13 protein-coding genes are annotated in these 13889 nt (G+C 26.8%); 5 read left to right on the forward strand and 8 right to left on the reverse strand.

Annotation, left to right across the window (positions count from 1 at the left end):
* The first annotated feature begins 207 nt into the window (after positions 1 to 207).
* On the forward strand, positions 208 to 2280 hold the full coding sequence (recG, locus tag EPJ72_RS02990) for an ATP-dependent DNA helicase RecG (protein WP_147730770.1): 2073 nt from the start codon (positions 208 to 210) through the stop codon (positions 2278 to 2280).
* 312 nt (positions 2281 to 2592) lie between these two features.
* Here the strand turns inward: recG and EPJ72_RS03000 are convergent, their stop codons facing one another.
* The 6 genes from EPJ72_RS03000 to EPJ72_RS03025 all read right to left on the reverse strand — a co-directional run bounded on the left by EPJ72_RS03000 (position 2593) and on the right by EPJ72_RS03025 (position 6047).
* On the reverse strand, positions 2593 to 3324 hold the full coding sequence (locus EPJ72_RS03000) for a ComF family protein (protein ID WP_147730771.1): 732 nt from the start codon (positions 3322 to 3324) through the stop codon (positions 2593 to 2595).
* Positions 3317 to 4078: a 3-deoxy-manno-octulosonate cytidylyltransferase gene (gene kdsB, locus EPJ72_RS03005; protein ID WP_147730772.1), complete on the reverse strand. Its 762-nt coding sequence runs from the start codon at positions 4076 to 4078 to the stop codon at positions 3317 to 3319. Before kdsB ends, EPJ72_RS03000 begins: the two co-directional genes overlap by 8 nt.
* A gap of 1 nt (position 4079) precedes the next feature.
* Entirely contained in the window at positions 4080 to 4565 is a 486-nt protein-coding gene (locus EPJ72_RS03010; protein WP_147730773.1) for a PTS sugar transporter subunit IIA, read from the reverse strand.
* A gap of 16 nt (positions 4566 to 4581) precedes the next feature.
* Positions 4582 to 4977, reverse strand: a complete 396-nt coding sequence (locus EPJ72_RS03015; protein ID WP_147730774.1) for a hypothetical protein — start codon at positions 4975 to 4977, stop codon at positions 4582 to 4584.
* Between the two features lie 91 nt (positions 4978 to 5068).
* Positions 5069 to 5395 carry an integrase core domain-containing protein gene (locus EPJ72_RS03020; RefSeq protein ID WP_147730775.1) on the reverse strand — a complete coding sequence of 109 codons (327 nt, stop codon included), beginning with the start codon at positions 5393 to 5395 and terminating at the stop codon, positions 5069 to 5071.
* A gap of 133 nt (positions 5396 to 5528) precedes the next feature.
* On the reverse strand, positions 5529 to 6047 hold the full coding sequence (locus EPJ72_RS03025; RefSeq protein WP_147730776.1) for a hypothetical protein: 519 nt from the start codon (positions 6045 to 6047) through the stop codon (positions 5529 to 5531).
* Between the two features lie 417 nt (positions 6048 to 6464).
* On the opposite strand from EPJ72_RS03025, the gene EPJ72_RS03030 reads away from it, so the two are divergent.
* Both EPJ72_RS03030 and EPJ72_RS03035 read left to right on the forward strand, forming a co-directional pair.
* Positions 6465 to 6953 (forward strand): hypothetical protein, encoded by a 489-nt coding sequence (locus EPJ72_RS03030; protein WP_147730777.1) that lies wholly within the window; start codon positions 6465 to 6467, stop codon positions 6951 to 6953.
* Between the two features lie 292 nt (positions 6954 to 7245).
* Positions 7246 to 7872, forward strand: coding sequence for a CatA-like O-acetyltransferase (locus EPJ72_RS03035; RefSeq protein ID WP_147730778.1), 627 nt, complete (start codon positions 7246 to 7248; stop codon positions 7870 to 7872).
* Here the strand turns inward: EPJ72_RS03035 and EPJ72_RS03040 are convergent.
* Together EPJ72_RS03040 and EPJ72_RS03045 are read right to left on the reverse strand one after the other, a co-directional pair.
* Positions 7856 to 9478, reverse strand: coding sequence for a motility associated factor glycosyltransferase family protein (locus tag EPJ72_RS03040; RefSeq protein WP_147730779.1), 1623 nt, complete (start codon positions 9476 to 9478; stop codon positions 7856 to 7858). The two genes, EPJ72_RS03035 and EPJ72_RS03040, sit on opposite strands and share 17 nt — an antisense overlap.
* A complete protein-coding gene (locus tag EPJ72_RS03045) occupies positions 9475 to 10227 on the reverse strand; it encodes a DUF3108 domain-containing protein (RefSeq protein WP_147730780.1) in 753 nt (250 codons plus the stop codon). The genes EPJ72_RS03040 and EPJ72_RS03045 overlap by 4 nt, the downstream gene beginning before the upstream one ends.
* Before the next feature lie 208 nt (positions 10228 to 10435).
* Here EPJ72_RS03045 and EPJ72_RS03050 point away from each other — a divergent pair, with 208 nt between their 5' ends.
* Positions 10436 to 12847, forward strand: coding sequence for a hypothetical protein (locus EPJ72_RS03050; protein WP_147730781.1), 2412 nt, complete (start codon positions 10436 to 10438; stop codon positions 12845 to 12847).
* A 103-nt stretch (positions 12848 to 12950) separates the two neighbouring features.
* Positions 12951 to 13889, forward strand: coding sequence for a methionyl-tRNA formyltransferase (fmt, locus tag EPJ72_RS03055; RefSeq protein ID WP_147730782.1), 939 nt, complete (start codon positions 12951 to 12953; stop codon positions 13887 to 13889).

Raw genomic sequence — 13889 nt, forward strand, 5'->3', positions numbered from 1 at the left:
TTGAGAGAAAAATTAAAAGAATATACACATTTTTATAACAATCAAAGATTGATTTCTTCGTTATTGTATATTACAATCAAAGAAAGAATCAAAAATATTATAGCAAGTAAAAGTACAATATCTATGGCTCCATGACATTTTATTATATAAATTTTATTATAGAATTTTATGCTGAAATGATATATATTAGTATAAAATGGTTGTTATATGAAAGACTACAATAAAGAAATTTTCACTACAGATATAAAATATGTAAAAGGCGTAGGACCAAAATACGCAGAAACACTAGCCAAAAAAAATATATTTACGCTTTATGATTTAATAACATTTTTCCCAAGAGCTTATGAAGACAGAAGAAATACATTAAAAATAAACGAAGCATTAAAAAATCCAGATAAAAACTCTGTGGTGTATGTTGAAGTTATAGATGTAGGGAGTTTTGTTTTTCAGTTTAGAAAAAAGCCTTTAATTATAGTAACAGATGGTATCACATTATGCGAAGTTCCCATATATGGTGGGCGTATTCCTGCTGGTGCTACTAAAGGGGCTAAATTATACCTCACAGGAAAGTTTATACGCAATATGAGAGGAAAGGTGCAATGCAGGTTTGTGGAGTTTGAAAAGCCTTCTTCCAATTCTTTATCATACGGCAAAATAGTGCCTATATATCCGCTTACAGAAGGGCTTTCTCAAAAAAAATTAAGAACTTTAATTGTAAGCGAATTAGAAAAATTCGAAAAGAATATGCAATATGATATACCGAAAGTGATTAAAAAAAAATACAGATTAAAAAGTTTTGTAAGCTCTATAATGGAGATGCATTTTCCTACATCTTTTGAGGCATTAGATGAGGCAAGAGAGAGTTTAGTTTTTGAAGAGTTTTTAACTTTTCAGTATATACATTTAAGCGAGAGAAGACCAAATATACTTATAAAAGAAGAAAGGTATAATGGCAGTAATTTGTTAGAGAGAGTAAAATTAAGTTTAGGTTTTACACTTACAGACGACCAAAATAATGCTATAGAAGAAATAAAAAAAGATATGTTTTCTAATAGGCAATTATTTAGGCTTCTTCAGGGAGATGTTGGTGCAGGTAAAACTATAGTAGCATTTTTAACAGCATTAATACCAACAGAATCTAATTTTCAAACAGCTTTCTTAGCTCCCACAGAAATATTAGCACTTCAGCATTATTATACTTTTAAAAAAATAATAAAAAATGCTAATTTAGAAGATGTTATTAAAATTGATATACTTACTTCGTCTGTTAGTCAAAATGAAAGAGCATATACATTAAAAAGACTTAGAGAAGGAAAAACTCATATACTAGTAGGCACTCATTCTATACTATATGATGAGGTTGTATTTAAAAATCTTTCTTATGCAATAGTTGATGAACAGCAGAGATTTGGAGTTAATCAGAGAAATAAATTATTGTCAAAAGGAAATAATGTTGATTATCTATTAATGACGGCAACACCAATACCTCAGTCTTTAGCTTTAACCTTGTTTGGGGAGTTGGATTTATCTATTATTAAGAGCATGCCGAAAGGAAGAAAGGGAGTGCTTACCAAATATAAAGAGTTATATGAGAGGGATCATTGTTATAAGTTTTTAAAAAGCAGAATAGCAAAAGGCGAGCAAGGGTATGTGGTTTTTCCTTTTATAGAGAATGATGACAGCAGTATAATCACTTTATCAAGTGAGTTTGAGAGGGCTAAGCAAACATATTTTGAAAACATAAACATAGAAATAATACATGGCAAGATGAAAGATGAAGAGAAAGAATATATTATGAATAGGTTTTCAAATGGTGAGATAAAGGTGCTTTTTTCAACAACGGTAATTGAAGTAGGTATAGACAACCCAAACGCCACGACAATATTAATAGAAGGGGCGGAGCGTTTTGGATTATCGCAGCTTCATCAGCTTAGAGGAAGAGTTGGGCGTGGTGATAAGCTTGGCTATTGTTATTTAATACTTCATAGTGAACTTAATGATATAATAAAAGAGAGAATTAATGTTATATGCGAAACTACTGACGGGTTTAAGATAGCTGAAAAAGATTTGGAGCTTCGAGGTGCTGGAGAGTTTTTGGGAGATAAGCAAAGCGGTATAGCAGATTTTAAGATTGGAAATATTGTAAAAGATGCTGAGATTATGCGTAAGGCAAAAGATGAGATGCGTGAATTATTAAAGATAGATAGAGAAGAGTTTTTTAGAGAGAATGAGGAGTTTGTTATTAAAGCGAATTATTTAAAGAAAGAAATGAATATTTAGTTTTTTATTTGCGGGGACTAGCCCCCGCACCCCCACTTCTTTTGCGACCGAAGGAAGTGCCGGAGGCGTGACCCAAAGAAGCAAAAGGACTGCATTTTTAAGCTTGAAATGTTGGTATTACAATATAGTCTATATATATTTAAAACATACAAAGCTAAAGCACTTGCACTTTTTGCTTCTTTTGACGAAGTCCGCACCGCGACCGAAGGAAGTGCCTGTGGGTGCGAGCTGCGGGAAAAAGAACAACAAAAAAATTGACAAACTGAAAAAAAATTCATCTATACCAATACTATATGTATTTCTTTAATATTCTTATCTCGCTGACGCTACCGTAAGTACTCCTATTCTTCCTATAAACTCTAATTTTCTTAATTCTAATGACATCTCATTGAGAGTTGAACCTGTTGTAAATACATCATCTATTATCAATATATTTATTTTTTTATTGTTATCAAACTTATATTTTTTATTTATTTTAAAAGCGTTTTTTATAGCTTTCTCTCTCAACTCTTTTCCTTTTATCATACTAAGAGGCTTACTTTCTTTTTTTCTAATTATTATATTTTCTATTAATGGTATATTTAGTATTTTTGATATTTGTCTTGCTATAAGTTCGCTTTGATTATAGCCTCTTTCAAGAAGTCTGTTTTTTCCAAGCGGCACAAACGAAACAGCATCAAATTTATTAATATAATCTTTATAATAAAATGAAAGCATAGCAGCAAAATCTTTGCAAATTAAATATCTATGGCTAAACTTCATCTTATGAATTAAATTGCTTGTTTTATCATCATAATAAAGCATTGATTTACATTCATCAAAATAAATGTTTTCGTATGAGCATATGCAAGTTGAATCTTCTGTATCTATTATTCTTCCGCAGCGATTGCATCTTATATAATCATCTCTATGAATATAGCTTAATTTGTTAATGCAATCTATGCATATATAATTCATATTATCACTTTGCATAATATTTTTGCATATGATGCAATGATTTGGAAAGAGTATATTAAAAATAACAGTAAAAAATTTTTTAAGCATTATTTCCTAGTTTTATAAATGCTTCTTTTTTTAAATACTCTTGAACAATATCCAAATCTTCTTTTGTGTCAATTCCATGTATAAAATGATTAGTTTCTAATACTTTAATTTTCATTCCATTATAAAGCCATCTTAACTGCTCTAACTTTTCTATTCTTTCGTATTCGCATTCTTGTAGGGTTTCTATTTTTAAAAGAGCCTCTCTTCTAAAGGCATAAACTCCAATATGTTTATAATATTTCACTAATATATCTTGGTCAAATCTTTTATGCGGAATAGTAGCCCTTGAAAAATACATCGCATAATCTTTGTAATCGCATACCACCTTAACCGCATTTTCATCTTTAATTAAAGGACTATAATCATCAATTTTTGTTTTTAAAGTAGCTATATCAACATCTTCATCATCAAAAGCATCTATGACAGGTTTAAGTATATCTTCATTAATTAATGGTTCATCACCTTGAACATTAATAATAATGTCAGAATCAATGTTTTTAGCAACCTCTGTTATTCTTGAAGTGCCTGAAGTATGATGTGCCGAAGTCATAACAGCTTTAGCATTATTCTTTTCGCATATATCCATTATCTCTTTTGAATCTGTTGCCACTATAACATCATCTATATTTCTAGTAGCCTTAACATTATCATAAACAGCAATGATTATAGGCTTACCTAATAATTCATAAGTGAGCTTTTTTGGAAATCTTGTAGAGTCATATCTTGCAGGTATTATCGCTGTTACTTTTTTCATTTTATTTACCGCCTATAATGTCTTTTACCATATCTGATAATTTATCTTTAAACTCTTCTTGACTTTTTGATTCTAATAATAATACAGTATACATACTTAACTTTGATATCTTTGTCATAAGTGATAATAATTGTAAGTATTTATCACTTTTATCTGTAGGAGTTAAAAACATAGTAAGCAGATGAACAGGCTTTTGATCTAAAGCATAATAGTTAATACCCTGTTTTGATATTGCAAATATTAATTCATTTTCCTGAACTTCCTTGGTCCTTAAATGGGGAAAAGCTACACCATAACCTAAACCGCTTGATATAATATTTTCTTTTTTAAACATACATTCTATAGTTTTAGAAATATTTATTCTAAGCCCATTAGATTCTGCATATATTAACATTTCGCTTATGGCTTCTTGTTTATTATCAGCCTTTAAATCTAGCATTATATACGATTTTTTTACGTTATCTAAAATTTCATTTAAACTCATCATAAGCGAAAATCCTTTTTTAAATATCTGTATTAAAATTTTCTTTTATATATTGCTCTAGTGTGTATTGTTTTTGAATAAGTTCTAATGTTATATTAAGTGGGTATATTGCAGCATGATTTTTAAAATATATACCTATAGCTTCATCGTCTAGATCAACTTCTCTAGAAATATTCCACTTTCCGTCAAAATGCATCTTAATAACTTCTCCAATATATGCTGCTATAGCAAATATAAAGTTTCTATTATTATCATCATTTTCTAATATTTTATTTATTTTTTCTTTGAAAAACTTATCGATTTCTTTTAGGCTTTGAATTGTATAATCAATATGATATCCTTCCCTTATTAAGAAATTACTTATCCAATTTGCAGTTCTAATGATATCATTTTCTGGCAATGTATATTTAGACATAAAATTATAACCTTTAATAATTTATAATATATTTTTTTTTTAATAAGTCAAGTTTTTAGTGTTTTATCAAATAAAAATAATACAATAAATGTCATGGAGCCATAGATATTGTACTTTTACTTGCTATAATATTTTTGATTCTTTCTTTGATTGTAATATACAATAACGAAGAAATCAATCTTTGATTGTTATAAAAATGTGTATATTCTTTTAATTTTTCTCTCAATAATTCTACTGTGATATTTTTATTTAATCGTGAATAAAATTCTCTTTCGTCTATGCCGTGTACTCTTTCTACTACGCCATTGTATCTTGGTGTTGCTATAGGAATATATCTCCTCTCTAATTTATTTTTTAAGCAGTATTCATCAAAAATATTTATTTTAGGAGTATTAATACAGCGATAAGTATATTCCATACCATTATTGCCACAGGCACTTCCTTCGGTCGCAGTTTGTATAGCCTGTATCTTAAAAGGTGAAGTTTTTAAGACATATTTTAAGAAAGATAAAGCACTAGAAGGTGTTTTATCTTCATAGATTTCTCTCCAACTATAACGTGTAGCTAAATCTACAGCTGTGAATTGATAAACTGTTTTTCTGCCTAATTTGATATATTTTACCGAAGGTACGCAAGGCGGTGTCTATTTGAACTATTTTGCCTTCTTTTTGTATTTTAGAGACAAATTTACGCTTATCATATCGCTTCTTTTTCTTTTTTGTTTTTTTTCTCCAAAGATTATTTCTTTTTAGTACATTCTCTATAGCTGTAACCCCTATATTAATGCCTTCACGGTTCAAATATGCTTTAATATAATGCTTACCTCGATATTCTTTAGTATAGAGTTCAATAATTAAATTAATAGCTTTTTGATTATTAAAGATATTTGTAGAAGTTTTCGGTCTAGTGCTAAAATTGGCGACAGTTCCAGTGTCTTTATATTTTTTAAGCCAAGTATAAAAAGTGGATTTGGGTATTTCTTCTATCTTTAGAAATCTTTTAATATTTTTAGTTTTTAATGCTTTATCCACTATAAATAATTTAAATTCTGTGCTATAATCTTTTTTCATAGTAGTATCCTTTATTTATTTTCTATATCAAAATATTATAACAAGGATACTGCTTTTTTTAAACTAAAAAATGTCCAATATCTCACACTCCTAAACAAATTTTTTATGTAGATGTGTTGACATAAAATTATAAATTTGCTATAATTTTCTATATGATTAAGATTAAATTATTTAGTATTTCATCAATGAGCTTAACTCTCACAGCTCACAGCTCACAGCTCACAGCATAATTCTCTAAAAAAATATTATCAATTATTAAATACACTTTTATATTTTGTATTGCAATCTTTTGCTAGGTTAATCAATTCTATTAAAACAATTATTCACACTAAAGCAATTTTGTTTGCTTTTTCAAGTTTTACAATTAAGCATTAGCAATAATGTTTAAATACACAAATTATTAAAAAGGAGTTCAACATGAACAAAAAGATTTTATCAATATTTGTAATGATAATGGCTTTATCATTATTCGGCGTAAGTTGTAGTAATGAAGATTCTACAGGAACAGGAGGAAACAACTCAGGCACTACAGGCGGATCAGGTACACCTACACCGCCAACAAAAGAAGAAGTAGTTAAGTTTCAAGGAACATGGTCGGGAGACCCAGCTAACGCAACTAAAGTAAGCGGTGATGCTAGTATGCCACCAACATATGGATCAGTTTTTACAATTAATGCAGACGGCAGTATAAAAGATGAAGCTACTCAACAAACAATAGCTTTAGATAAAATTAATAAAGTATCTGATAATGTATTTGAATTTACTTGTGAAGTTACAAAAGGTGGAGTAAAAATGACTTTTAAACATAAAGTTGATTTTACAGATAATAATGCTCCTAAAGATACTTTAGTATGTACTATGGAAGCAGGTTCAGCTACTTATGAAGGAACATTAGTAAAAGCATAATTATAATTAATAAAAGCCTGTCTTAATATTTATTAGGGAGGGCTTTTTATTAGACTTATTTCAGAAGAGCTTAATAAAATTAGTTATATAATTTTCAGTATAATTTTAGTATATAAAATTGCAGTCCTTTTGCTTCTTTGGGGTACTACCATACCTAAAGGTACTTCCTATGGTCGCAGGCACTCCCTTCGGTCGCCAAAAGAAGTGGGGTGATACCCTAAGGGCACGCTTCGCAGGGGTAAAGCCCCACTTTAAATTCTAAATATATAAAAAATTAGGGGCTGTGTAAATAATGTTTAATATAATTGATATTGAAAATTGGGAGAGAAAAGAGCATTATTATCATTATTCTAATGTTAATCAATGTACTTATAGCATTACTTTAAAATTGGAAGTACAAAATATAGTAAATAGTTCTTTTAAATTTTATCCTACAATGATATATTTAATATCAAAGACTGTAAACGATATAAAAGAGTTTAAGATGTCTTTTGAGGATTCTAAACTTGGATATTATGATATTGTAAATCCAAGCTATACTATATTTAATAATAATGCTAAAACTTTCTCATCTATATATACTGAGTATAATGATGATTTTAATTTATTTTATAATAATTGTATTGAAGATATAAAAACTTATAGCACAACTACATCATTTTATCCAAAAGTTTGTAATATCAAAAATTTATTTAATATATCATCTATCACTTGGGTATCTTTTGATGGTTTTAATTTAAATATTAATAATTGTTTTGATTATTTGCCTCCAATATTTACTATAGGGAAATATTATAATGATTCTAATAAAATATTAATGCCTATTGCTATACAGGTTAATCATAGAGTTTGTGATGGATATCATATAGGTTTATTTGCAGAGAGTTTGCAAGAAAATATATTTAATCTAAAAAAATAGATATATCATTATACCATTTGTTTATATAATCTTTTAACTCATCGTATTTTATTTTTTCTTCTATAAATGAATCTCTATGCCATGGAGAAATCATATTTAATAATTTATCTATATCATCAGAAAATTTATTAGAGTTAATATCTTTTATTAATGATTCCAATTTATTTTTTAGTAGTTCTTTATTTTGTTTTTCTTCTATATATTTAAAATCTTTTAAGTGTTTATCAGAGTTTTTAATATTATCGTATATATTTACATTTTTTATTTTTGCTGATTCTTTTGTGAGTGTAAAAAAATCTATATTTTTTGATAAATCATTAATCAAACTTTCAAAATGATTTTTATAGCTTAAAAGCGAAGAGGAAGTGTTTCTTAAACAATCATCAAAGCATTTTATTTTGTTATCATCATTTAATCTTTTATATTTTTTTGTTTCAAAAGTATTTATTTTGTTGCTTGTAATAAAATCTAAAGCTATTGCATTTGAATATTTTGAATGGCTTTTATCATCAACATGACAGAAATCGCACCCTGCAAGAAGAATATATTTTGGATTTAAAAACTCTGCTATTCTTAAAGCGGGCATTATAACGCTTCCTTCCATAGGGAAATAAATATTGTCTTGTATGTCGTATAATATTTTTTCTAAACTTTCATTGTGCGAGAAAAAAAACTTCCTTTCTTTTTTTATGCTCTTTACGGGGTATGATGTATGCGTTGTAAATAGTAATATATTCTCTTCTTTAAAAAGGCTCAATATATGTATTATAGAATAAAAGCCTCCATCTGTGGACACCACTGCATTTGGTTTTATGTTATTATTAAGAAGAGTGTTTAATGAATGAGATACTACTAAAACAAAATGGCTTTCTGATAACTCTTTTATTTTTTCTATATAATTATCTATGGAAGCTCCAGCAGATACTAAAAGAAGTGGTGTTTCTTTGTTTAGATAATTTTTAAAGCTTTCTATAGAATAATTATTACGCATATTATAAATAATGTTTCTTGCCCATATAGGAGCAAAGTAATAATTAGATGTTAGAGACATTAATTTCTCTTTTATAATATTTGATAATTGTATTGTAATATTGTCATAATAGTTTTTATTTTCTTCACTAACATTAGAAGCTCTTATATGTCTTATAACAACAAGTTTTTTAACATTATCTTCTTTAATAAAATTATTAAGAAATAATAAAACATCATTTTCTTCTGATAATATAATGATTCTTTTAGCATTTTTTATCTCTATATTTGAAAGTATAAGTTTTAATAACTCTATATCTTTTTCTATTATGACAGCTTTATTTTTATCGTTTAATGACAAAAAATAATCTATATGATAAAAAGAAGATACAGACAAAAAGATAGCTATATAATCTGAATTATTATTTTTTATATACTGCTCTATTAATCTTTTAGCTTCTTCTATAGGGGCATAAAGAGAGGTAAGAGCTTTGTTTTTGTATGATACACTTATTAAATTATTTTTATTAAACTTTATTTCATAGCTATCATTATTATTAATACTTTCAATTTTTTTTATAGTATTTATGTTATATTTATTTAGTTTTAAAGCGTCTATATTTTTTTTTAATATCATTTTCCGTCTTTATACTCTCTTATAATACCTCTCACTCTAATAGTAAGCCCATATAATTTTTGCTCTGCTATTATAACATCCAAAGGCACTTGATTATATTTATCTTTTGCTATTAAAGCATCTGTACCATATTTACCATTTTCATATACTCTTACGGTTTGTAGTTTGTTTCTTTCCAATTTTGTTTTTAACTCACCGCCGTTTTCTATTACAAATCTAATATCTTTTTTTAATTTTTTTCCCTCAAGCCAATTAATCTTAAAAGTACCTATATTTTTATCAACAAACCTCATAAAAAATACCAATGATAAAGCATCAAAAGCTAAACCTTCATAAGTTATTTTTTCATCAGTTGTTCTTTTATCATTATAAATAAAATATTGTTCTTTATGATTAAATTTTAAAGTTTCATAATTAGTCCAATCGCCCTCTTTAGCATCTTTAGTTAATAGTAAAGGAATAAAGTCATTTGTAGATACCCAAGCCTCAAACACATCGCTTACTTTATAAACAAAATTAGCAGCCCCTGTGCTATATACATGAGCATATAAATGATAAGCAGGAACTCCATCTACATTACTAATTGCTAACACTTTAGCTTCAAGCACTCCAACTTTTCCGCTTATATTAAACTCTGGTACCTGTGCTAATACATCATATCTAATATATTCTCCAACTTTAAAAGTTTGATTATAGCAAAAAACTATATTTGATATTAGTATTGTTAGTGTTAAAACATATTTAATCATAAACATTCCTTTTATAACAGTTTATATTTATAATAATATACTGAAATGATTATATTTTGTCAATTTTTTATTGTTATTTTTTGCATATAACTTATATGTCAAAAAATTAATAATATATCTATAAAAATATAAAAATTGACAAAACGTATTTGTTTCAGTATACTTAATTAATAATAATATTATTATGTATAAGGTTATCAAAAAAATTATGACATACATAGTTGATTTACCAGAACAAGAATTAAAAAATAAAATAGCAAAAGATTTTTTTAATAATTTTGATAATACTCAGATTATTAATGAAATAGATTTCGCTATCAGCTTAAAAGAAAATACAGAACTTTATATTTTATGGGCTGAAGCTAAAAAGGGAAGAAGTAATATTTATAAATCTTTTGTACAATTGATACTTACAATAGGTAAAAAGAGAGTATTTGATAAAAAACTTCCGCCTAAATTTTTAGGTGCTTTTGACTGCGAAAAAATAGCATTTATAGAATATTATAAAGTAATGCATATATTTTTAAAGAATGATTTTAATTGGAATGTTACACCTTCAGACCATAATACAAAAGAATTCAAAGAACTTTATAATTTAGCAGAAGAAATATTGAAAGAAGAAAGTTTTATTTATTATTTTGAAGAAGATGAAGATGAAATAAAGAGCTTTATTAAAGATAATTTTAATACTGATAAAAGTTCATTAAATAAAATACAAATAGATAAAAATAATTTTGTAAATATTTATTATAAATGGCTTGAAAGGGTAAAATCCAAAATTAACGCCGACTGGGAAAAGATAAAAAAAACAGGTATAATAGATGCTGATTTTTATCTTGCTGATTTACTTAGCGAAAATAATTTAACATTAAAAGATAAGTTATTTGTACTTCTAAAGAATAACTATTATGAGCTTGATAGAAAAATAGATAATGAGGGATTTTTAACTTTAAAGCAGGTTTATTTTAATGATAATCAAAAGAGCCATAAAGATTTTTGGAGTATATATAAAAGACCTCCCAAAGAAGAATATTGGGATTATATTATTGAACGTCGGGATCTATTGGTTTCACAGGATATACGAGAGCGTAAAGGCTCATTTTTTACACCACGACTATGGGTTGAAAAATCTCAGGAGTTTATATCCGATGTTTTAGGAGAAAACTGGCAAGATGAATATTATATATGGGATTTGGCTGCAGGAACTGGAAATCTTTTAGCGGGACTAACAAATAAATATAAAATATTTGCCTCTACTATAGACAGAGCAGATGTAGATATAATGAAAGAGCGTATAAAAAATGGAGCCAATTTATTAGAAGACAATGTATTTCAATTTGATTTTCTTAATGATGATTTTTCTAAATGCCCTCAAGCACTAAAAGAAATAATCGACGATGAAGAGAAAAGAAAAAAATTAGTTATTTATATAAACCCTCCATATGCTGAGGTCTCTACAAAAAAAAGAAAACAAGGCAAAGTAGGGGTAAATATTTCTTTAACTCATAATAAATATATGGATATATTGAAAACGGCAGGTCGTGAATTATTTGCTCAATTTTTTATACGCATATATAAAGAATTAAACGGATGTATATTATGCTGTTTTTCAACACTAAAATATGTTAATGGCAGTGCATTTGAAAGTTTTAGGGAAACTTTTAGAGCTAAGTTTTTAAAAGGTTTTATTGTTCCAGCAGATACTTTTGACAATGTAAAAGGTCAATTTCCAATAGGCTTTCTAATTTGGGATACTTCAAAAGAAAACAATGCAAGACATATAAAAGTAAATGTATATGATAAAAATAATAAATCTTTTGGAAGAAAAAAAATATATTTTTATAAAAATGATAGATATATAAACCAATTTATTAATGAATATAAAACTAATGATAATAATAATATTGGTTTTTTAGATGGAATTAATGGTAATGATTTTCAGCATAATAATATTATTTATATTTTAAACAGTAGGAAACAAGTTGTAAATCCGAGAGGTATATGGATAAACTTAAATAATTTAATACCTTTATGTATTTATTTATCAGTAAGACAATGCATTAAAGCAAACTGGATTAATGACCGCGACCAATTTCTTTATCCTAATGATTTTTGGAAAGAAGATAAAGAGTTTCAAAGTGACTGTTTAGCTTTTACACTCTTTCATAATCAAAACCGTATATCCGATAAAGAAGGCATTAATAACTGGATACCTTTTACTGAACAAGAAATTGATGCTAAAGGTATTTTTAATTCTCATTTTATGATAGATTTTATTAATGGCAAAATAAAAACATCTAATAATGAAAACAATTTGATTTTAGATGAAAGTTTTTTTTATATAGGAGATGAAAAAATAAATTTCTCTTTAGAAGCTTTAGAAGTTTTTGATGAAGGCAGAAAATTATGGAAATATTATCATTTATTCGATAGTATTAATATTAATGCTTCTTTTTATGATATACGCGGGTATTTTCAAGGTTTCAAAAACAATCGCATGAATAATAAAAGCGATGATGAAAATTATAATATTTTAATGAATAACTTAAAAGAAAAAATGAATATATTAGCTAAAAAAATAAGCTATAAAGTATATGAGTATAGTTTTCTTAAAGAATGACATAAAAAATAATAGAGAAAATAAAAAACACAATTATAAAAATATTTTTATTAGTTTTTATTATAATTGACTTTTAAGCATATTACAGATATAATAAAAGCCTATGTATAATGTAATAATAGCAGGCTCTACAGATTTTACTTCAGATTGTATTTTGCAATTAATGAAAATGAATAATGTAAATATATCAGCGGTAATCTCTACAATAGACACAAAAAAAGACAGAAAAGGCAATATTATCCCAAATCCCGTAACAGTTACAGCATTAGAAAATAATCTAAATTTACTAAAACCAGAAAATATTAACAGTGATGATTTTTATAATACACTTACGAATTTTAATGCTGATTTTTTTATAGTTGTGGCATATGGTAAAATACTTTCAAAAAGAACATTGTCTATACCAAAAATAATGTCTATGAATATTCACGGCTCGCTTTTACCTATACTAAGAGGTGCAAGCCCTGTTGAACATGCTTTACTTTATGGATTTGACAAAACAGGCACTACATTACAAAAGATGGATTATAAACTTGATGAAGGCGATGTTATATTGCAAGATGAGTTTGATATAGACAAGAGTTGGCAATTTAATGAACTTTATGAGAAAATTAAAAAAAGTGGAGTTTTCATTTTAAAAGAGTTTTTTGACAATGCTGATAAATATATACATAATCTAAAAAAACAAGATGATAGCAAAGCTACTTATTGTACTAAAATAAAAAAAGAAGATGGAAGGCTATATTTTAATAAAAGTGCATTAGATCTTCATAATATGACTAAAGCCTTTGTACGCTGGCCTGTTGCTTATTGTTATTATAATGATATTTCTATAAAGGTTTTTAAAAGTGAATATAAAGAAATCAAAAATAACAGCAATGATTTTGGTAAAATAGTTCATGTTGATAATGATGGTATACATGTTCAAGCATTAGATGGAATATATATTATAAAAGAACTTCAGAGAGAGGGCAAAAAAAGACAAAGCGTAAAAGAGTTTTTATGCGGTAATAAGTTAAATATAAATGAATATTTTAATTGA

The organism is Brachyspira pilosicoli, from assembly GCF_008016535.1.
Lineage (GTDB): Bacteria > Spirochaetota > Brachyspiria > Brachyspirales > Brachyspiraceae > Brachyspira > Brachyspira pilosicoli_A.

Coding starts and splice junctions, on each gene's coding strand:
- recG (WP_147730770.1), top strand. CDS start 208: ATGAAAGACTACAATAAAGAAATTTTCACTACAGATATAAAATATGTA.
- EPJ72_RS03000 (WP_147730771.1), bottom strand. CDS start 3,324: ATGCTTAAAAAATTTTTTACTGTTATTTTTAATATACTCTTTCCAAAT.
- kdsB (WP_147730772.1), bottom strand. CDS start 4,078: ATGAAAAAAGTAACAGCGATAATACCTGCAAGATATGACTCTACAAGA.
- EPJ72_RS03010 (WP_147730773.1), bottom strand. CDS start 4,565: ATGATGAGTTTAAATGAAATTTTAGATAACGTAAAAAAATCGTATATA.
- EPJ72_RS03015 (WP_147730774.1), bottom strand. CDS start 4,977: ATGTCTAAATATACATTGCCAGAAAATGATATCATTAGAACTGCAAAT.
- EPJ72_RS03020 (WP_147730775.1), bottom strand. CDS start 5,395: ATGGAATATACTTATCGCTGTATTAATACTCCTAAAATAAATATTTTT.
- EPJ72_RS03025 (WP_147730776.1), bottom strand. CDS start 6,047: ATGAAAAAAGATTATAGCACAGAATTTAAATTATTTATAGTGGATAAA.
- EPJ72_RS03030 (WP_147730777.1), top strand. CDS start 6,465: ATGAACAAAAAGATTTTATCAATATTTGTAATGATAATGGCTTTATCA.
- EPJ72_RS03035 (WP_147730778.1), top strand. CDS start 7,246: ATGTTTAATATAATTGATATTGAAAATTGGGAGAGAAAAGAGCATTAT.
- EPJ72_RS03040 (WP_147730779.1), bottom strand. CDS start 9,478: ATGATATTAAAAAAAAATATAGACGCTTTAAAACTAAATAAATATAAC.
- EPJ72_RS03045 (WP_147730780.1), bottom strand. CDS start 10,227: ATGATTAAATATGTTTTAACACTAACAATACTAATATCAAATATAGTT.
- EPJ72_RS03050 (WP_147730781.1), top strand. CDS start 10,436: ATGACATACATAGTTGATTTACCAGAACAAGAATTAAAAAATAAAATA.
- fmt (WP_147730782.1), top strand. CDS start 12,951: ATGTATAATGTAATAATAGCAGGCTCTACAGATTTTACTTCAGATTGT.